Origin of the sequence: Janthinobacterium violaceinigrum, assembly GCF_009208555.1 — a bacterium.
Classification (GTDB): domain Bacteria; phylum Pseudomonadota; class Gammaproteobacteria; order Burkholderiales; family Burkholderiaceae_D; genus Janthinobacterium; species Janthinobacterium violaceinigrum.
The window spans coordinates 93053-111019 of record NZ_WFLI01000017.1; the positions used below are offsets into that span (position 1 = coordinate 93053).

The window sequence follows — 17967 nt, forward strand, 5'->3', positions numbered from 1 at the left end:
GGAGGATAGTATGAGCGAACAGATCATTCTCAATATCGCCGGCGTGAACAAGCGTTTCGGTGGCTTGCAGGCGCTGACCGACGTGGGCATCACCATCCGGCAAGGCCAGATCTACGGCTTGATCGGGCCGAACGGCGCCGGCAAGACGACGTTTTTCAACGTGATCACGGGCCTGTACCAGCCCGACACGGGCACCTTCGAGCTGGCCGGCAAGCCGTATTCGCCGTCCGCGCCGCACAAGGTGGCCAAGGCGGGCATCGCCCGCACCTTCCAGAACATCCGTTTATTTGGCGACATGACGGCACTGGAAAACGTCATGGTGGGGCGCCATGTGCGCTCGCACCAGGGCGTGTTCGGCGCCATCTTCCGCCACAAGGCGGCGCGCGAGGAAGAGGCGTCCATCCGCCGGCGGGCCATGGAGCTGCTCGACTTCGTCGGGATCGCCCAGTTCGCCAACCGCACGGCCCGTTTCCTGTCGTATGGCGACCAGCGGCGCCTGGAAATCGCCCGCGCGCTGGCCACCGATCCGCAACTGCTGGCCCTCGACGAGCCGGCGGCCGGCATGAATGCGACGGAAAAGCTGGCCCTGCGCGAGTTGCTGGTGAAAATCAAGGCCGAAGGCAAGACCGTGCTGTTGATCGAGCACGACGTGAAACTGATGATGGGACTGTGCGACCGCATCACGGTGCTCGAGTATGGCAAGCGCATCGCGGAAGGCTTGCCGGCCGAAATACAACAAAACCAGGCCGTCATCGAGGCTTACCTGGGGGGATCGCACGCATGAGCAATATATTGAAGGTGGCGGGCCTGCACGTGGCCTACGGCGGCATCAAGGCGGTGAAAGGCATCGATCTGGAAGTGAACGAGGGCGAGTTGATCGCCCTGATCGGCGCGAACGGCGCCGGCAAGACGACAACCTTGAAAGCCATCACGGGCACTTTGCCTGAGTGCAAGGTCGAAGGCACGATCAGCTACCTGGGCGAGTCGCTCAAGGGCACGAAATCGTTTCACCTGGTGGAAAGAAAGCTGGCCATGGTGCCGGAAGGGCGGGGCGTGTTTACGCGCATGTCGATCCGCGAAAACCTGATGATGGGGGCTTACACGCGTACGGATGCGAGGGGCGTCGAGGATGATATCGCTCGCTGGTTCGACGTGTTTCCCCGCCTGAAGGAACGGGCCGCGCAGATGGCCGGCACGCTGTCGGGCGGCGAGCAGCAGATGCTGGCCATGGCGCGGGCACTGATGAGCCATCCGAAGCTGCTGCTGCTCGACGAGCCATCGATGGGCTTGTCGCCCATCATGGTCGAGAAAATCTTCGAGGTGATCCGCAAGGTCTCGTCCGAAGGCATCACGATCTTGCTGGTCGAACAGAATGCCCGCTTGGCCCTGCAGGCGGCGCACCGCGGCTATGTGATGGATTCCGGCCTGGTCACCATGGGCGGCAACGCGGCCGCCATGCTGGACGACCCGCGCGTGAAGGCCGCGTATCTGGGGGAGTAGGAGGGTACGGGAAGCTTGCGGGCATAAAAAATGCCCCAGCTGGGCTGGGGCATAATGGCATCCGTCGGGGAAGTGCGGGATGGACGCCTGGAGGAGCTGGTAACAGCGGCCGCCGCAGCGGCCGTTTGGTAATTACTTGGCGGCAGCGCGCGGCACGACTTTTTCAGCCGCTTGCGTGAACTGGTTCACGGCCGATGCCAGGTTTGCTTCGATGGCTTCGACGGCTTGCTTGCTGGTTTTCGAGAATTGCTCGTAGCCTGCATTGGCGTTGCCGATGGCGCTTTTCAGGATGGCAACAGCGTTTTCCGAACCGGCTGGGGCATTCTTGGTGACTTCTTCCACCAGCGAGATGACTTTGCGGTTGGTTTCAGCGATTTGCGATTCAGCCGCTTTGCTGAATTCAGCTTGCGTGCCGGATGTGATGGCAGCCAGGTGGCGGCCGTAGGCGATGGCTTTTTCGGCGCTAGGCTGGGCTTGAGCAGCGCTCAGCGAGAAGAATTCTTGTGGATCTTTTGCCGACAGCAATTGCTTGGCGGCGGCGGTCGATTCTTCCAAGGTTGCCTTGGCAGCGGTCAGGTTCAGTTCGACGATCTTTTCGATGCCTTCGAAGGCCTTGCCCGTCAGCGACGAGAACAGGGCGAATTGGGCTTCCAGGTTGGCTTTGGTAGCGGACGAAAATTGCTCAGGAATTGAAAACATATAAATCTCCAAAAAATCGAAATCTGGTTAATTTGATGCTGCGTGTACCGTTTGGGAAAGCAGGTGAATCTAAATTTTTCAAGCTGAACAAGAATTGTGCAACGCAACAAACCCTATTCTACGGTTAAAAAAAACGAAGTCAAGCGATTCTTGTGCGATGCAACAATTGAATAGATTTGGGTCAAAAGCCATTGTTTCTAAAGAGAAATATTTGATTTCTGAGTGTTAATGGTTTAGCCCTAAACCATTATTTCCCCGCCTTTCAGGACGGGTGCGGCGCAGCATGCTAGACTTTGGCTCCCGCACCGGCGCACCGCCCCGGTGAGTATCCGTTTCCCGAGTCGATACCATGTCCAATCTTCCCGCCGCGGCTGGCGCCAGTGGCCAAGCCCCCAAAGCTTCTTTCCTGACCACCGTGGCGCCGATGGCCTTGCCCGCTTTCTTCGTGTTGTTATGGAGCACAGGTTTTATCGTGGCCAAGTTCGGCTTGCCGTACGCGCCGCCGCTGACCTTTTTGCTGCTGCGTTTCCTGGGCGTGCTGGTCATTTTGCTGCCGCTGGTGCTGATCTTGCGCGCGCCGTGGCCCGTGGGGCAGTTCCGCCAGATTGCCGTGGCCGGCATTTTGATGCAGGCCGGCTACCTGGCCGGCGTCTGGTGCGCCATCAAGCTGGGCATGCCGGCCGGCCTCTCTGCGCTAATCGTCGGCATGCAACCCGTGCTGACGGCCTGCGCCGCGCCCCTGATCGGCGAATCCGTGCGCCCGCGCCAGTGGCTGGGCCTGTTCTTTGGCTTGCTGGGCGTGGCGTTGGTGGTGTACGCGAAGATCAACCTCGTGGGCCTGACCGTGGAAAGCGTGCTGCTGTGCGTGTTCGCGCTGCTGTCGATGACGGCTGGCACCATGTATCAAAAACGCCACTGCCCGCAGTTCGACTTGCGCACGGGCACGGTGGTGCAGTTTGCCGCTTCCATCGTCGTGGTGTTGCCGTTCGCCCTGTATTACGAAGGGCTGGACCTGCATTTCAGCAATGTGCAATGGACGGCGAACTTCATCGGCGCCTTGCTGTGGTCGGTACTCGTGCTGTCCATCGGCGCCATCTTCCTGCTGTTTGCCCTGATCCGCCGCAGCGACGCGACGAAAGTGACGGGCTTGCTTTACCTGACGCCGCCCACGACGGCCGTGATGGCCTGGCTGATGTTTGGCGAAGCCTTTAATATGCTGGGCATCGCCGGCATGCTGGTGGCCGTGGTCGGCGTGGTATTCGTGGTCAAGAAATAGCGCATGACAGTCAGTCGAGAACAAGCAGGAGAGCAGGGCAGTGAACAAGCAAGCATCTGAAACACCGTCGGCGCAGCAAGCCGTCGACGCCGTCATCGTGTCGCGCCGGTCGGTGCGCGCCTTTTTGCCCACGCCGGTAGCGCAGTACGATATCGCGCGCATCCTGGAAGTGGCGGCGCGCGCGCCGTCGGGCGCCAATATGCAGCCGTGGAAAGTGTATGTGCTGTCGGGCGAGGCGCGCCTGCGCCTGTCGCGCCGCATCCTGGCCGCCTACGACGCGCCCAAGGCACCCGATGCGCCCGCGCGAACGGCGTCGTATACTTATTACCCGCGCCAGTGGACGGCGCCATTCATCGAGCGCCGCCGCAAGATCGGCCTGGACCTGTATCAGCTGCTGGGCCTGGAACGGGGCGACACGGCGGGCATGGCGGCCCAGCACGGACGCAATTTCCAGTTTTTCGATGCACCTGTGGGCCTGATCTTCACTATCGAACGCGTGCTGGAACAGGGGTCCTGGCTCGATTACGGCATGTTCTTGCAAAACATCATGCTGGCGGCCCGTGCGCGGGGCCTCGATACCTGCCCGCAAGCGGCCTTCATCCATTACCATGACATCATCCGCGACGAACTGGGCGTGCCGGCCAGCGAAATGGTGGTGTGCGGCATGGCCCTCGGCTATGCCGATCCGGACAAGATCGAGAACCGCCTGAGCACGGAACGCGAGCCGCTGGCCGGCTTTGTTAAATTCATGGACAAATAGACATTGCCGCGATCGGCACAGGCAAACAGCTGGTTAAGGATGAGCTTGTTTGCTGATCGCCAACGATTTGTATTCCATTGCTGCAATAAATACTGTCCTAACTGTTAAATAGGCTTGCGATTGCTCTGCATTTCGCTACACTGCAATAAGGCAACAGCTTCACGGGGAATTATCGAATGGCTAAGTTTAAACTTGCGCTGGGTGTCCTGGCTTCCCTGCTGTTTGCGCTGGCGCCGGCTGCGGCCGTGCACGCCAAGGACGCGAACGGCAAATCCTCAGCCTCCAAGAAACACAATACCAAGAAAGTCAAAGTCGTGCTGCGCAAGGGCGCGACGGCCGCGCCGCGCGAAAAGACCGTGCGCCGGGTCGTCATGGTGCGCGGCAAGCGCAAGGTCATCTATCAAAAAGTCAGCAGCGTGGCCGTACCCATGGCGGCACCGATGCCCACCATGGGCGACCTGGCGGGCCTGAACCTCACGCGCGATCCGCTCGACCTGAAATCCAGCGTGGCGCTGGTGCTGGACCAGGCCAATTCGGAAGTGCTGTTTGAAAAGAATTCCAATGTCGCCTTGCCCATCGCCTCCATCACCAAGATGATGACGGGCCTGGTGGTGGTCGAAGCGCACCAGGACATGGATGAAGTGCTGACGATCACGGACGAGGACGTCGACCGCGCCAAGTTCAGCAGCTCACGCCTGAAAGTGGGCTCGCAATTGACGCGCGCCAATATGCTGCACATCGCCCTGATGAGTTCGGAAAACCGCGCCGCCTCGGCCCTGGGTCGCAATTATCCGGGCGGCTTGCCCGCGTTTGTCGATGCGATGAACAGCAAGGCGCGCCAGCTGGGCATGATGGATACGCATTACGTCGATTCCAGCGGCTTGTCGAAAATGAACGTGGCCAGCGCACGCGACCTGGGCAAGCTGGCCATGGCCGCCTTCCGCCATCCGCTGCTGCGCGAGTACTCGACGGACCCGAAAGCCATCGTGGAAGCCAGCGGCCAGCCCATGCAGTTTGGCAATACGAATCACCTGGTGGCCAATCCCGGCTGGGAGATCGGCTTGCAAAAGACGGGTTTCATCAATGAGGCGGGACGTTGCCTGATGATGCAGGCCGTCATCGAAGGACGGGCCGTGATCATGGTCTTCCTCGATTCCAAGGGCAAACAGTCGCGCACGGCCGATGCGGGACGCATGCGCAAGTGGCTGGAAGCACTCAAGCCTGCCAACATGAGTCTGCCCGGCGGTTAATGCACAAGGCTATCGTTACGACGCCTGACAAAACCGTAGCGAGCGGTAGTGATTTGTGGCTAAGAAGCGCAACCGTACTCTGTACGGGGGCGCCGAGCCGGTGAGCATCGCAGGCCGCAAAGCGCGCCGCGTAGCAGGTTTGGTCAGGCGCTCTCAGTCTTGGGGAATGAATCCCAAGGTCACGGAAATCTGGTTCGCCGTCTCCACCAGGTCCACCAGCCACTCATCCTGCAAGCGGTCGGCCGGTGCCGAGATCGACAGGCCGGCAATCAGCTTGCCGGAGTCGTCGCGGATGCCGGCGGCCATGCAGCGCACGCCCAGTTCCAGCTCTTCATTGTCGCGCGCATAGCCGCGCTCGCGCACCAGGCTCAGCTCGCGCTCGAGCTTTTGCAGATCCGTGATGGAATTCTTGTTGTGCCCGGCCAGGCCCGTGCGCGTGGCGTAGGCGCGGATGGCTTTCGGCTCGTCCACGGACAGGAACAGCTTGCCCGTCGAGGTCAGGTGCAGCGGGCCGCGCCCGCCGATGGCGCGCACCACCTGCATGCCCGAGCGCTCGGAAAATGCGCGGTCGATGTAGACGATCTCGTCGCCCTGGCGCACGGACAGGTTGATCGTTTGCTGGGTTTTCTTGTGCAGCTGGCGCATGAAGTCCAGCGCCGCTTCGCGCACGCTGAGGCGGCTTTTCACCACATTGCCCAGTTCCAGCAGGCGCATGCCCAGCCGGTAGGTGCCCGGTTCGATGCGGTCGACAAAGCGCGTCAGCACCATGTCGTTGAGGATGCGGTGCGCCGTTGAAGGGTGCAGCCCGGAAACTTTCGACAATTCCTTCAGGCTGACCGGGTCGGAATATTTGGCCAGGGCATCGAGCAGGGCGACCATGCGTTCGATCACCTGGATCGTCGTCTTCGGGGCAGCGACCGGTTCAATTTTCATGATGGATTTGGTGCAATGCAGTATTCATGCATCTTTATACCATGATGTGAAAAAATAGTGAAATGTTCCGAGATATTCAGCGAAAAAATTGTCACAATTCCTATTTCGGCCCCCATAATGTGGACATCGCACTCGCTGGATACCGTGGAAAACTATGCAACCTGTAAATGAATTCAAGAGTAAAAGTGGCTTGAAACGGATTTTTTCCGCCTTTTTCTACTCGCTCGATGGCTTGAAGGCGGCCTGGCGCCATGAACACGCGTTTCGCCAGGAACTGGGCCTGTTTGTCGTCGGCACCGTGATCGCCTTGCTGCTGCGTATCTCCGCCTTTGAAAAACTGGTGCTGATCGGCGTGCTGCTGCTGGTCCTGATCGTCGAACTGATCAATTCCGCGCTGGAAGCCGTGGTCGACCGCATTTCGCTGGACCGCCACCCGCTGTCGAAAAACGCCAAGGACTTCGGCAGCGCCGCCGTGCTGCTCACCTGCATCCTGGCCTTCGCCACGTGGGCTGTCGTATTATTTAACCGTTTCTATTAACCGCTTTATCCCCGTTGCGCGCCGTCCATATGCTAAAAGTGTATATCAAACGGCGAAACGCTTCGTTCTCTTTGCGGCCGTTGCGCCGTAATCTGGTGGCTCTGAAAGTTCAACCACACGGGGATCTTAGATGCTGTCGAAAAAAATCATCATTGCCGCCGCCATCAGCGCGTTTGCCATTCTGCAAACGGCGCAGGCTGCCGATATCACCCTGCTCAACGTGTCGTATGACCCGACACGCGAGCTGTACCAGGATGTGAACACGGCATTTGCCAAGGAATGGAAAGGCAAGACGGGCGACAACGTCAAGATCAAGCAATCGCACGGCGGTTCCGGCAAGCAGGCGCGCGCCGTCATCGACGGCCTGGAAGCGGACGTGGTCACCTTGGCCCTGGCCTATGACATCGATGCGCTGGCCGAGCACAAGCTGCTCGCGGCCGACTGGCAAAAGCGCCTGGCGCACAACAGCTCGCCGTACACCTCGACCATCGTGTTTCTCGTGCGCAAGGGCAATCCGAAAGGCATCAAGGATTGGAATGACCTGATCAAGCCGGGCGTCTCCGTCATCACGCCGAATCCGAAAACCTCGGGCGGCGCCCGGTGGAACCATCTGGCGGCCTGGGGCTACGCGCTGCGCCAGCCGGGCGGCAATGAAGCGAAGGCCAAGGATTTCCTGGGCAAACTGTACAAGAACGTGCCCGTGCTCGATTCCGGCGCGCGCGGCGCCACCACCACCTTCGTCGAACGGGGCATCGGCGACGTGCTGATCGCCTGGGAAAACGAAGCTTACCTGGCCGTCAAGGAACTGGGTCCGACCAAGTTCGACATCATCACGCCTTCCGTGAGCATCCTGGCCGAGCCGCCCGTCGCCGTCGTCGACAAGTTTGCCGACAAGCACGGTACGCGCAAGGTGGCCGAGGCTTACCTGAACTACCTGTACACGGACGAAGCGCAAGACATCATCGCCAAGAACTACTACCGTCCGGCAACGGACAAGGCGGCGAAGAAGTACGCGTCCCAATTTGCCAAGGTCAACCTGTTCACGATCGAGCAAGTGGCGGGCGGCTGGACGGCAGCACAGAAGGCGCACTTTGCCGACGGCGGCATCTTCGACCAGATCTATCAGCCGAAGTAATCTTCACCGGCAGGCGGCAACGCTTGCCGGAATCGATCACGCAAGGACACATCATGGCGCTGCGCAGCTTTTCCGATTACCGGGTATTGATCGTACCGGGCTTGCATAACAGCGGTCCCGAGCATTGGCAAAGCCGCTGGCAGCGCCTGTATCCGCAATTCGAGCGGGTCGAGCAGGATGACTGGAACGCTCCCGACCTGGCTACCTGGTCGGCGCGCCTGGACCAGGTGCGGCGCCAGGATGCGCGTCCGACCCTGATCGTCGCCCACAGCTTCGGCTGCCTGACGACGGCGCACAGCCTGGCCCGCGACCCGCAGGGCGTGGCCGGCGTGCTGCTGGTGGGACCGGCCGATCCGGACAAGTTCGGCGTGGCGAAGGCCTTGCCGCAAAAGCGCCTGCCTTGCCCCGGCATCCTGATCGCCAGCCAGACGGACCCGTGGATGACGGCCGAACACGCGGCCCAGTGGGCACGGCGCTGGAATTGCAAGTATATTGATGGCGGTGCGCTGGGCCATATCAACGCCGAGTCGCGCCTTGGCGACTGGGTCTACGGCCAGGCGCAGCTGCAAACGCTGTTTGATCTGGCGCAAAGCGACAAGCGCCACCGTCAGGCAGCCTGAGACGACGAACATTCCGCTACACAACCTCACAAGGAGATCACGATGACTTTACGCCTGGGCGATGTCGCCCCTGATTTTGAACAAGACAGCTCGATCGGCCCGCTCAAGTTCCACGAGTGGGCTGGCAATTCCTGGGTGGTGCTGTTTTCCCACCCGGCCGACTTTACCCCCGTGTGCACGACGGAACTGGGCTTGACGGCCAAGCTCAAGCCGGAATTCGACAAGCGCAACGTGAAGGCCATCGCCCTGTCCGTGGACGCGGCCGAGTCGCACAAGAGCTGGATCAAGGATATCGAAGAGACGCAGAACACGGTGGTGGGCTTCCCCATCATCGCCGACGTCGACAAGAAAGTGTCGGTGCTGTACGACATGATTCACCCGGAGCAATCCGTCACGGCCACCGTGCGTTCCGTGTTCATCATCGACCCGAACAAGAAAGTGCGGCTGATCCTCACGTATCCGCTGAGCACGGGCCGCAACTTCAATGAAATCCTGCGCGTCATCGACGCCCTGCAACTGACGGACGGCTATACCGTGGCCACGCCCGGCAACTGGAAAGATGGCGACGACGTCATCATTCCATTGACCGTGCAAGACCCGGATGTGATCAAGCAGAAATATCCGAAGGGATTTACGGCAGCCAAGCCTTATCTGCGCCTGACGCCGCAGCCGAACAAATAAGAGCACCGTAAGACCAGGGTCAGTTGCTTCGCAATCGGAATGCGTCCCATTGGGACGCATTCCCCCTCGGGGTCTGACCCCAGCATTTGTCTCGGGTATGAATATGTCTAAGAAGCAAAAACGCACCTGTCCGGTGCGTTTTTTTTCGCCCGTGCCATTTGCTGCCAAGTATGCAAAATCCATCTAAGCAAATGAGAAATGGTTAGTTCTTTTTATAACGATTGCATGTGAATATTGCACTCTATAACTCAAAAATGTAATAAGAAGGAGTTTCTATGTCTGCAGTATCAGCATCAGCAGCGCCGCTCAAGGCGCGCGGCGCGCCGTTTCGGGTCATGCCGGGGTTTAAGCTGTCACTGGGCTTCACGCTCTTTTACCTGGCCCTGATCGTTCTCATTCCGCTGTCGTCGGTATTCCTGAAAACCTTCACCATGACGTGGGACGCCTTCTTCAGCGCCGTCACGTCCGACCGCGTGATGGCCTCGTACCGGCTGACGTTTGGCGCCTCGCTGATCGCTGCCCTGCTGAACGTGGTGTTCGGCGGCATCCTGGCTTGGGTGCTCGTGCGTTACAAATTCCCCGGCAAGCGCATCATCGACGCGCTGGTCGACCTGCCGTTCGCCTTGCCGACGGCCGTGGCCGGCATCACCCTGACGGCCCTGTATTCGTCGAACGGCTGGTTTGGCCAGTTCATCGAAGGCGTGCTGGGCATCAAGGTGGCGTTCACGCCGCTGGGCGTGGTGGTGGCGCTGACCTTCATCGGCTTGCCCTTCGTCGTGCGCACCGTGCAACCGGTGCTGGAAGACGCGGAAAAGGAACTGGAAGAAGCGGCCGCCAGCCTGGGCGCCAATTCCCTGCAGACGTTTATCCGCGTCATCTTCCCCACCATTTTGCCATCGTTGCTGACGGGCTTTGCGCTGGCGTTTGCCCGCGCCACGGGCGAGTACGGTTCCGTGATCTTTATCGCCGGCAATATGCCCATGGTGTCGGAAATCACGCCGCTGTTCATTATTACCAAGCTGGAACAATACGATTACGCGGGCGCCACGGCCATTGCCGTGGTGATGCTGGTGGTGTCCTTCCTGCTGTTGTTGACGATTAACCTGCTGCAAGCATGGACGCGCGGAAAGGCGAAGAAATCATGAGTACGAATATTACTGCCGTCGCCAGCGCGGAAGATGCGCTGCCCAAAGCGGCGCGCCGTTTCGAGCCGAATGTCGGCCCCGTCGTACTGGAACCGTTGTGGGTGCGCACGGTCCTGATCACCGTCGCCCTGCTGTTCCTGACGGCGTTCCTCATCGTGCCCCTGGTGGCCGTGTTTGCGGAAGCGTTCAAGAAGGGCTGGGAAGCGTATATCGCCGCCATCATCGATCCGGACGCGATTTCCGCCATTAAATTGACCCTGATCACGGCCGCCATCGCCGTGCCGCTGAACCTGGTGTTCGGCGTGGCTGCGTCATGGTGCATCGCCAAGTTCGACTTCCGCGGCAAGAGCATCCTGCTGACCCTGATCGACTTGCCGTTTTCCGTCTCGCCCGTGATTTCCGGCCTGATCTATGTGCTGATGTTTGGCGCCCAGGGCTGGTTCGGTCCGTGGCTGCAGGCGCACGACATCAAGATCCTGTTTGCCGTGCCCGGCATCGTGCTGGCCACCATCTTCATCACCTTCCCGTTTGTGGCGCGCGAGCTGATCCCGCTGATGCAGTCGCAGGGCAGCGAAGAGGAAGAGGCCGCCATCGTGCTGGGCGCCTCGGGCTGGAACACTTTCCGCCGCGTGACGTTGCCGAACATCAAGTGGGGCTTGCTGTACGGCGTGATCCTGTGTAACGCCCGCGCCATGGGCGAGTTCGGCGCCGTGTCCGTGGTATCCGGCCATATCCGCGGTGAAACGAACACCATGCCGCTGCAGGTGGAGATTCTGTACAACGAGTACAACTTTGCCGCCGCGTTTGCCGTCGCCTCCCTGCTGGCCCTGCTGGCCCTGGTGACCCTGGCCCTGAAAGCCTTTATTGAGTGGCGTTTGAACGAGAGCAACGCCGACGATTCCGCCTTACGTTCCACGGAGCACTGATCATGACCATCGCAGTTAAAAACATCCACAAGCGCTTCGGCGATTTCGTCGCCCTCGACAATATCTCGCTGGACTTTCCCGCCGGCGAACTGACGGCTTTGCTGGGCCCGTCCGGTTGCGGCAAGACCACCTTGCTGCGCATCATCGCCGGCCTCGAACATCCGGACAGCGGCCAGGTGCTGCTGGACGCGGAAGATGCGTCGAACCGCCATGTGCGCGAGCGGCAAGTGGGTTTCGTGTTCCAGCATTACGCGCTGTTCAAGCACATGACCGTGTTCGAGAACGTGGCGTTTGGCTTGCGCGTGAAGTCGCGCAGCGAGCGCCCGTCGGAAGACCAGATCCGCCGCAAAGTGAAGGATTTGCTGGAACTGGTGCAGCTGGACTGGCTGGCCGACCGCTATCCGCCGCAATTGTCGGGCGGCCAGCGCCAGCGCATCGCCCTGGCGCGCGCCCTGGCCGTCGAGCCCCGCGTGCTGCTGCTGGACGAACCGTTCGGCGCCCTCGATGCCAAGGTGCGCAAGGAATTGCGCCGCTGGCTGCGCCGCCTGCATGACGACTTGCACGTCACCAGTATTTTCGTCACGCATGACCAGGAAGAAGCGCTGGAAGTGGCGGACCAGGTGGTGCTGATGAACAAGGGCACCGTCGAGCAGCTCGGTTCGCCGGAGCAAGTCTACAACCACCCCGCGTCGCCGTTCGTGTACGGCTTCCTCGGTAACGTCAACCTGTTCCACGGCCGCGTGCATGACGGCGTGATGGCCACGGGCGACGCCAGCTTCGAGGTACCCGATTACGCGGGCGTGAGCGACAGCAAGGGCACGGCCTATGTGCGTCCGCACGACCTGGAAATCGACCGCTACACGCAGGGCGCGGAAGGCATCGTCGTGAAACTGAGCCGCGCCCATGCCATCGGCCCGCTGGCCCAGCTGGACTTGCAGCGCGTCGATAACAGCGAACTGATCGAAGCGGTGATGTCGAACGAGCGTTTCAGCCATCTGCAACTGAAGGAAGGCGAGACCCTGGTCGTGCGCCCGAAACGATTACACGTGTTCGTCGAACCGACAAGAACCTAAAGGCTGGAACCAATATGAACTTTCAACAACTGCGATCGATCCGCGAAGCGGCCCGCCGCGGCTATAACCTGACGGAAGTGGCCAACGCCCTGTTCACGTCGCAGCCGGGCGTGAGCCGGCAGATCCGCGAACTGGAAGACGAGCTGGGCGTGGTCATCTTCGAGCGCAACGGCAAGCGATTGACGGGCTTGACGGAGCCGGGCAAGGGCATCCTGAAAATCGTCGACCGCCTCTTGATCGAAGCGGAAAACCTGCAGCAGGCCAGCCTCGAATACAGCGGCCAGACCAGCGGCACCCTGTCCGTGGCGGCCACGCACACGCAGGCGCGCTATGCGCTGCCGAAAGTGGTGCAGGGTTTCCGCGCCGCCTTCCCCGACGTGCGTATTGCGCTACAACAAAGCGCGCCCGAGCACATCGCGGAATGGGTGTTGTCGGGCAAGACCGATATCGGCATCGCCACGGAAGGCCTGAGCCAGTTCCCCGACCTCGTGTCGTTCCCGTGCTACCGCTGGAGCCATCTGATCGTCGTGCCGGACGGCCACCCGCTGCTCGAGCATTCGCCCATCCGCCTGGAAGACCTGGCGAAATATCCCTTGATTACCTACGACAAGGGTTTCACGGGCCGCGGCCATATCGACGATGCGTTCGCCAAGGCGGGCGTGGCCACCGACATCATCCTGACGGCCATGGATTCGGACGTCATCAAGCAATACGTGGCGCTGGGCCTGGGCGTGGGCATCGTTGCCTCCATGGCCTTCGACCACGGCCGCGACAAGGGACTGCGGGCCGTGGAAGCGTCGCATCTGTTCGCCACCAACACGACGCGCCTGGCCGTGCGCCGCGGCGCCTACCTGCGCGCGTATGCCTACGAGTTCATCCTGCAGCTGGCGCCGGACCTGACGCGCGAAGACATCGACCGCGCCATGGCGGGCGAAGAGCCGCTTTAAGCTGGGGCGAGCGCGGCCCGCTGCGCGCGCGTCAGGCTGGCCACGGCGCGCGCGTGGGAATCCTGCACCAGTTCCAGCAGGTAATCGGCGGGGAAGCGCGCCACGTCGACGATGGTCACCCAGTGAAAGCGGCCCATGTAGCGGGCCGGCTTGACGCCCGGCATGTCCGTCAGTTCGATGAAGCGCTCGGCGCTGGCGCGCAGGCTGAAGCGCCACTGCTCGGGGGCGCTGGTCTTAAAATAGGCAAATTTCTTGCCGCTCACTTCATATACGAGGATGTTCGACGGCGGGCCGTACAGCACGGCTTGCGCGCCGGGCAGGGCTGCGCAAACGTCTTTCAGTTCATCACTTGTCATTCGTCAACCGCCATGAATTGTTGGGTGTTATGGTCGAAGGCATAGGCCGCGCCGGTGGGCGCGTCCAGCAGCGCAATGAAACGGTCATCCACGCTGAGCACGGCGCCCAGCGACACGAGGGCCACGTTGGCGCTGTCGTTGATGTAGTCGTCGCTCTCGTCGTTGGCCGTGAAGCGCCAGCCGCTGTCGTCGGCGGTGTCCGGCTCCTCGCGGTACAGGTAGCCGACGGGCGCGCCGTCTTCCAGCACTCTTTTCGTGACGAAGCACAGGCCCGCGTAGCGGTTGACGAGGTTATCGTCATCGTCGTGCTGCGTATTGATGATGTGGCGTGCCGCGAAGGCGATGGGGTCTTGCGCGTGCAGGTCGCGGATGTAGCCGGGCGTGTTGTCGAGCTTGCCCGTGAAATGGCCGCCGGCGTCCACCGTATCGACCAGCACCCACATGCGTTCGGCGCCCGGCGCGTGCGGATCGTCGCTGTGGAAGGCGAAGATCAGCTTGACCACGTCGCCGGGGCGCACCTGGGCGATGGCCTCGGGCGGCGATTTATAGAAGGTGTAGGGATGGCGCACCGCCAGTTCGGCTGCGTCGGCCAGGTACCAGCTGGGCATGGTGATCCGTCGTCAGGAAAGAAAGCCCATGGTAGCCGATTGCACGCCTGAAAGCACGCCGCGCGCGCAAGCCGTATGATGGCCGTTCCCCCTCTCACACAAGGACAGGCATGACGGACGCAACGATCCCCCATTTACCCCTCAACGATGGCCGGCGCATCGCGCAGATCGGCTTTGGCACCTGGCCGCTCGACGATGCGCTGGCGGAGACGGTCGTGCAGGCGGCACTGGCCTGCGGCTACCGCCTGATCGATACGGCGGCCCGCTACGGCAATGAAACGGGCGTGGGCCGCGGCATCGCCGCCAGCGGTCTGCCGCGCAGCGAGGTGGCGATCACCAGCAAGCTGCGCGGCAGCGAACACGGTTACGAGACGACCTTGCGCGCCTTCGACGCCACCATGGCCGCGCTGGGCACCGACTACCTCGACCTGTACCTGATCCATTGGCCGCTACCCATGCGGGACCTGTATGTGGACACGTGGCGCGCCTTCGTGCGCCTGCGCGAGGAAGGGCGCATCCGCTCGATCGGCGTGTCGAACTTCCAGCCCGCGCATATCGAACGCCTGCTGGCGGAGACGGGCGTGCTGCCCGCCGTGAACCAGCTCGAGCTGCACCCGGACTTCACGCAGGCAGCCTTGCGCGCCTGGCATGCGCGGCAGGGCATCGTCATCGAGTCATGGAGTCCGCTGGGACGCGGCGCGCTGCTGCAGGACGCTACCGTGCTGCGCCTGGCGCAAAAGCACGGGCGCTCGGCCGCGCAAATCCTGCTGCGCTGGCATGTGCAGCACGGCCTGGTGGCGATCCCGAAATCGCAGGACCCGGCACGCATGGCACAAAACCTGGCCGTCTTCGACTTTGCCCTCGACGGTGACGATCTGGCGGCGCTGGCGCTGCTCGACGGCGATCATCGCCAGGGCGGCGATCCCGATACCAACGACGAACGGTAAACGAAAAAAGGGAGGCGCGAGGCCTCCCTTTGCATTGCTGCGGCAGCGCTTACCAGCTGTAGCCAGCCTTGGCGTAGTAGTAGCGGCCGTTGAAACCGTTCGGCGCGAAGATGCTGTAGGGCTGCGTGCCGTTGACGTTCAGGTTGCCGTTGCTGGTCACTTGCGCCGGGTAGCGGTTGGTGACGTTGTCGATGCCGGCCACCAGGCGCCAGTTCTTGTCCAGCTTCACGGAACCGGACAGGTCCAGCACCCATTGCGGGTCATACGTCTGGTCCAGCTTGACGTCGTTTTGCGGCACGGTGAAGCTGCCGTAGCGCGTTACGACGCCGTGCGCATTCCAGATGCCGAAGCTGTAGTCGGCGGCCAGGCTGAACTTGTCCTTCGGCGACGCCACCGTGATGCGGTCGATGCTCTGGCGGTCGATCAGTTTCAGGTTGTTGGCCGTCAGGATGGCCGGATTGTCGGCGATTTTTTGTACCGTGCTCTTGTTGTGGTTGTACGCCGCGGTGAGGTCCAGGCGGTTCTTGTCCTGCAGGTCGATGCGGTAGGTGCTGACGATGTCCACGCCTTCCGTGCGCGTATCGACGGCGTTGGTGAAGTAGCGCGCCGCGCCGACGGGCGTGCCTTGCGCCGCCAGCTGGCTCTTGAGCTTGTCGTTCAGCGCCAGGTTGGCCGAGAACAGGATGCGGTTGTCGATGTCGATGCGGTAGGCGTCGATGCTGGTGGTGAAGTTGCGGTTGGGCTGGAACTGCAGGCCCAGGCTGTAGTTGCGGGCCTTTTCCGGTTTCAGGTCCTGTGCGCCGAGGGCGCGCGCCTGCGGCGTGTTGACGGCAAAGGTACCCGTCTCGATGGCCGTATTGGTGCCATTGACGACCTGGAAGTTGGTGGTGGTGATGGTGTAGTACTGCTGCGCCAGCGACGGCGCGCGGAAGCCGCTCGACACGGTGCCGCGCAGGGACAGGGCGTCCGTGAACGCGTAGCGGGCCGAACCCTTGGCCGAGGTGGTGCTGCCGAAATCGCTGTAGCGCTCATGGCGCAGCGCCACGCCGCCGGACAGGTTTTTCGTCGCTTCCGCTTCCAGGTTTACATAGACCGATTCGTTGTGGCGCGAGTGGCTGCCTGCGTTGGCAGGACGGAAGCCGGCAAAGCCTTGCGAGCCGCCCCCCGTGTACGACGCTGCGTCGCCGGCGCCGATGCTGTATTTCTCATGGCGCGCTTCGGCGCCCACGGCTACCGTCAGCGGGCCGGAGAAAGCGGCGACGGGGAATTCGCGCGCCGCATCGAGGTTGAAGACGGTCTGCTCGTTTTTCAGCGAGCCGGCATAGAAATGCGTGGGGCTGTTCGCGCCCAGCGACTGGTTGACCGTGTTGTCCAGGTCCAGCTCGAACTTGTTGCTGCCGTAGTTCAGGCTGGCATCCCAGCGCCAGCCGGCCGCTTCGCCGCGCAAGCCCGTGACGAGGGACTGGTCCGTCAGCGTGCTGTTTTGCAACGGCAAAAAGCCTTCCGGGAAGAGCGGCGTGCGCTGCACGAACAGTTTCGCATTGTTCGGGTCCGGGATCAGGGCCGTGCGCCACGTGGCGGCGGCCGAGGTGTCGCGCTTGCCGTAATTGCCGAAGGCGTACCAGTCCACACTGTCATTGATGCGGTATTCGCTGTTGAGGAAAATCGTCGCCGGCTTGCTTTCCGGGTCGCCATAGCGCTGGTTGACCTTGCCGTAGCGCGGTTCCAGCGGATTGCGGAAATCGGCGCCGGCGCGGTTGGTCGGATCGCGTTCCGCCACTTCGGCCGAGACGCGCACCCAGCCGTCGTCGCCCAGCTTGAAGCCGGCCGAACCCTTGATGGATTTCTGCTTGCCGTCGCGTTCCTGCGTCTGGCCATAGCCCACTTCGATATCGCCGCCGGCCGCGCCTTTTTTCAGGATGATGTTGATCACGCCGGCAATCGCGTCGGAGCCGTACTGGGCCGCGGCGCCGTCGCGCAGCACTTCCACGTGGTCGATGGCGGCCAGGGGAATGGCGTTCAGGTCGACGGGCGCCGAGCCGCGGCCCAGCGAACCGTTGACGTTGACGACGGCCGAGGTATAGCGGCGCTTGCCGTTCACCAGCACCAGGGTCTGGTCGGGCGACAGGCCGCGCAGCTGGGCCGGACGCACGGCGTCGCTGGCGTCGGCGCCCGTGGCGCGGGCAAAGTTCAGCGATGGCAGCAGGCGCGCCAGCACGGTGGCCAGTTCGGCCGAACCCGTGCTTTGCAGGTCGCGCGAGGTGAGGATGTCGATCGGCGATTCGGAATCGATGGTGCGGCGGTTCTTGGCGAAGGTGCCGGTGACCACCACCGATTGCAATTCGCCTTCGGCCGGCAGCTCTTGCTGCGCTTGCGCCTGCATGGGCAGGCTGAAGCAGGCGATCAGGCTGGCGGCGATAACGGTTTTCACGGGCAGGGCGGGAAGCTGGGAGCGGACAGTGCTTGAACTCATCGACGATATCTCTTCGGTTAGGGGATGCACGGACCATGGCGGTCCGGTGATGAAATCAGATTAACAGCGGGCACGTGGCGTGCTTACGAATCCTTATGTC

19 protein-coding genes are annotated in these 17967 nt (G+C 61.8%); 14 read left to right on the forward strand and 5 right to left on the reverse strand.

Features of this window, described 5'->3' with window-relative positions; all coding sequences use genetic code 11:
• Nucleotides 1-10 precede the first annotated feature (10 nt).
• Nucleotides 11-784, forward strand: a complete 774-nt coding sequence (locus GCN75_RS15885) for an ABC transporter ATP-binding protein (protein WP_152283341.1) — start codon at nucleotides 11-13, stop codon at nucleotides 782-784.
• A complete protein-coding gene (locus GCN75_RS15890; protein WP_152283342.1) occupies nucleotides 781-1500 on the forward strand; it encodes an ABC transporter ATP-binding protein in 720 nt (239 codons plus the stop codon). The genes GCN75_RS15885 and GCN75_RS15890 overlap by 4 nt, the downstream gene beginning before the upstream one ends.
• A 132-nt stretch (nucleotides 1501-1632) precedes the next feature.
• On the opposite strand, the gene GCN75_RS15895 is transcribed toward GCN75_RS15890, so the two are convergent.
• The gene (locus GCN75_RS15895; protein WP_046685995.1) at nucleotides 1633-2199 is read right to left on the reverse strand and encodes a phasin family protein; all 567 of its coding nucleotides are present in this window, start codon (nucleotides 2197-2199) and stop codon (nucleotides 1633-1635) included.
• A 349-nt stretch (nucleotides 2200-2548) separates the two neighbouring features.
• On the opposite strand from GCN75_RS15895, the gene GCN75_RS15900 reads away from it, so the two are divergent.
• The 3 genes from GCN75_RS15900 (at nucleotide 2549) to pbpG (ending at nucleotide 5485) form a co-directional block, all read left to right on the forward strand.
• Entirely contained in the window at nucleotides 2549-3475 is a 927-nt protein-coding gene (locus GCN75_RS15900) for a DMT family transporter (protein ID WP_152283343.1), read from the forward strand.
• A gap of 40 nt (nucleotides 3476-3515) precedes the next feature.
• A complete protein-coding gene (locus GCN75_RS15905; protein ID WP_152283344.1) occupies nucleotides 3516-4235 on the forward strand; it encodes a nitroreductase in 720 nt (239 codons plus the stop codon).
• 176 nt (nucleotides 4236-4411) lie between these two features.
• Entirely contained in the window at nucleotides 4412-5485 is a 1074-nt protein-coding gene (gene pbpG, locus GCN75_RS15910; protein WP_152283345.1) for a D-alanyl-D-alanine endopeptidase, read from the forward strand.
• Between the two features lie 153 nt (nucleotides 5486-5638).
• Here pbpG and GCN75_RS15915 read toward each other — a convergent pair whose 3' ends face one another.
• Nucleotides 5639-6418 carry an IclR family transcriptional regulator gene (locus GCN75_RS15915; protein ID WP_046685991.1) on the reverse strand — a complete coding sequence of 260 codons (780 nt, stop codon included), beginning with the start codon at nucleotides 6416-6418 and terminating at the stop codon, nucleotides 5639-5641.
• Nucleotides 6419-6572: 154 nt separating this feature from the next.
• Here GCN75_RS15915 and GCN75_RS15920 point away from each other — a divergent pair, with 154 nt between their 5' ends.
• From GCN75_RS15920 to GCN75_RS15955, 8 genes are all read left to right on the forward strand, one after another.
• Nucleotides 6573-6956 carry a diacylglycerol kinase gene (locus GCN75_RS15920; RefSeq protein WP_152283346.1) on the forward strand — a complete coding sequence of 128 codons (384 nt, stop codon included), beginning with the start codon at nucleotides 6573-6575 and terminating at the stop codon, nucleotides 6954-6956.
• Nucleotides 6957-7086: 130 nt separating this feature from the next.
• Complete coding sequence (locus GCN75_RS15925; RefSeq protein ID WP_152283347.1) at nucleotides 7087-8091, forward strand: sulfate ABC transporter substrate-binding protein; 1005 nt, start codon at nucleotides 7087-7089, stop codon at nucleotides 8089-8091.
• 53 nt (nucleotides 8092-8144) lie between these two features.
• Nucleotides 8145-8711: an RBBP9/YdeN family alpha/beta hydrolase gene (locus GCN75_RS15930; RefSeq protein ID WP_034747509.1), complete on the forward strand. Its 567-nt coding sequence runs from the start codon at nucleotides 8145-8147 to the stop codon at nucleotides 8709-8711.
• Between the two features lie 42 nt (nucleotides 8712-8753).
• Nucleotides 8754-9392 (forward strand): peroxiredoxin, encoded by a 639-nt coding sequence (locus GCN75_RS15935; protein ID WP_034747512.1) that lies wholly within the window; start codon nucleotides 8754-8756, stop codon nucleotides 9390-9392.
• A 275-nt stretch (nucleotides 9393-9667) separates the two neighbouring features.
• Nucleotides 9668-10537 carry a sulfate ABC transporter permease subunit CysT gene (gene cysT / locus GCN75_RS15940; protein WP_152257489.1) on the forward strand — a complete coding sequence of 290 codons (870 nt, stop codon included), beginning with the start codon at nucleotides 9668-9670 and terminating at the stop codon, nucleotides 10535-10537.
• Nucleotides 10534-11463: a sulfate ABC transporter permease subunit CysW gene (gene cysW, locus GCN75_RS15945; protein ID WP_152283348.1), complete on the forward strand. Its 930-nt coding sequence runs from the start codon at nucleotides 10534-10536 to the stop codon at nucleotides 11461-11463. The genes cysT and cysW overlap by 4 nt, the downstream gene beginning before the upstream one ends.
• Before the next feature lie 2 nt (nucleotides 11464-11465).
• Nucleotides 11466-12536 carry a sulfate/molybdate ABC transporter ATP-binding protein gene (locus GCN75_RS15950; protein ID WP_071075790.1) on the forward strand — a complete coding sequence of 357 codons (1071 nt, stop codon included), beginning with the start codon at nucleotides 11466-11468 and terminating at the stop codon, nucleotides 12534-12536.
• A 14-nt stretch (nucleotides 12537-12550) separates the two neighbouring features.
• The gene (locus GCN75_RS15955) at nucleotides 12551-13483 is read left to right on the forward strand and encodes a CysB family HTH-type transcriptional regulator (RefSeq protein ID WP_152257486.1); all 933 of its coding nucleotides are present in this window, start codon (nucleotides 12551-12553) and stop codon (nucleotides 13481-13483) included.
• On the opposite strand, the gene GCN75_RS15960 is transcribed toward GCN75_RS15955, so the two are convergent.
• Nucleotides 13480-13839 carry an MmcQ/YjbR family DNA-binding protein gene (locus GCN75_RS15960; RefSeq protein WP_152283349.1) on the reverse strand — a complete coding sequence of 120 codons (360 nt, stop codon included), beginning with the start codon at nucleotides 13837-13839 and terminating at the stop codon, nucleotides 13480-13482. The two genes, GCN75_RS15955 and GCN75_RS15960, sit on opposite strands and share 4 nt — an antisense overlap.
• On the reverse strand, nucleotides 13836-14447 hold the full coding sequence (locus GCN75_RS15965; protein WP_152283350.1) for an immunity protein Imm33 domain-containing protein: 612 nt from the start codon (nucleotides 14445-14447) through the stop codon (nucleotides 13836-13838). The genes GCN75_RS15960 and GCN75_RS15965 overlap by 4 nt, the downstream gene beginning before the upstream one ends.
• Nucleotides 14448-14557: 110 nt before the next feature.
• On the opposite strand from GCN75_RS15965, the gene GCN75_RS15970 reads away from it, so the two are divergent.
• Nucleotides 14558-15394 carry an aldo/keto reductase gene (locus GCN75_RS15970; RefSeq protein ID WP_152283351.1) on the forward strand — a complete coding sequence of 279 codons (837 nt, stop codon included), beginning with the start codon at nucleotides 14558-14560 and terminating at the stop codon, nucleotides 15392-15394.
• Nucleotides 15395-15443: 49 nt separating this feature from the next.
• Here GCN75_RS15970 and GCN75_RS15975 read toward each other — a convergent pair whose 3' ends face one another.
• Nucleotides 15444-17867, reverse strand: coding sequence for a TonB-dependent receptor plug domain-containing protein (locus GCN75_RS15975; protein WP_152283352.1), 2424 nt, complete (start codon nucleotides 17865-17867; stop codon nucleotides 15444-15446).
• Nucleotides 17868-17967 lie beyond the last annotated feature (100 nt).

What these genes read in the sequence shown, in the direction of transcription:
- GCN75_RS15885 (WP_152283341.1), top strand. Translation starts at nt 11, where the DNA reads ATGAGCGAACAGATCATTCTCAATATCGCCGGCGTGAACAAGCGTTTC.
- GCN75_RS15890 (WP_152283342.1), top strand. Translation starts at nt 781, where the DNA reads ATGAGCAATATATTGAAGGTGGCGGGCCTGCACGTGGCCTACGGCGGC.
- GCN75_RS15895 (WP_046685995.1), bottom strand. Translation starts at nt 2,199, where the DNA reads ATGTTTTCAATTCCTGAGCAATTTTCGTCCGCTACCAAAGCCAACCTG.
- GCN75_RS15900 (WP_152283343.1), top strand. Translation starts at nt 2,549, where the DNA reads ATGTCCAATCTTCCCGCCGCGGCTGGCGCCAGTGGCCAAGCCCCCAAA.
- pbpG (WP_152283345.1), top strand. Translation starts at nt 4,412, where the DNA reads ATGGCTAAGTTTAAACTTGCGCTGGGTGTCCTGGCTTCCCTGCTGTTT.
- GCN75_RS15915 (WP_046685991.1), bottom strand. Translation starts at nt 6,418, where the DNA reads ATGAAAATTGAACCGGTCGCTGCCCCGAAGACGACGATCCAGGTGATC.
- GCN75_RS15920 (WP_152283346.1), top strand. Translation starts at nt 6,573, where the DNA reads ATGCAACCTGTAAATGAATTCAAGAGTAAAAGTGGCTTGAAACGGATT.
- GCN75_RS15925 (WP_152283347.1), top strand. Translation starts at nt 7,087, where the DNA reads ATGCTGTCGAAAAAAATCATCATTGCCGCCGCCATCAGCGCGTTTGCC.
- GCN75_RS15930 (WP_034747509.1), top strand. Translation starts at nt 8,145, where the DNA reads ATGGCGCTGCGCAGCTTTTCCGATTACCGGGTATTGATCGTACCGGGC.
- GCN75_RS15935 (WP_034747512.1), top strand. Translation starts at nt 8,754, where the DNA reads ATGACTTTACGCCTGGGCGATGTCGCCCCTGATTTTGAACAAGACAGC.
- cysT (WP_152257489.1), top strand. Translation starts at nt 9,668, where the DNA reads ATGTCTGCAGTATCAGCATCAGCAGCGCCGCTCAAGGCGCGCGGCGCG.
- cysW (WP_152283348.1), top strand. Translation starts at nt 10,534, where the DNA reads ATGAGTACGAATATTACTGCCGTCGCCAGCGCGGAAGATGCGCTGCCC.
- GCN75_RS15950 (WP_071075790.1), top strand. Translation starts at nt 11,466, where the DNA reads ATGACCATCGCAGTTAAAAACATCCACAAGCGCTTCGGCGATTTCGTC.
- GCN75_RS15955 (WP_152257486.1), top strand. Translation starts at nt 12,551, where the DNA reads ATGAACTTTCAACAACTGCGATCGATCCGCGAAGCGGCCCGCCGCGGC.
- GCN75_RS15960 (WP_152283349.1), bottom strand. Translation starts at nt 13,839, where the DNA reads ATGACAAGTGATGAACTGAAAGACGTTTGCGCAGCCCTGCCCGGCGCG.
- GCN75_RS15965 (WP_152283350.1), bottom strand. Translation starts at nt 14,447, where the DNA reads ATGCCCAGCTGGTACCTGGCCGACGCAGCCGAACTGGCGGTGCGCCAT.
- GCN75_RS15970 (WP_152283351.1), top strand. Translation starts at nt 14,558, where the DNA reads ATGACGGACGCAACGATCCCCCATTTACCCCTCAACGATGGCCGGCGC.
- GCN75_RS15975 (WP_152283352.1), bottom strand. Translation starts at nt 17,867, where the DNA reads ATGAGTTCAAGCACTGTCCGCTCCCAGCTTCCCGCCCTGCCCGTGAAA.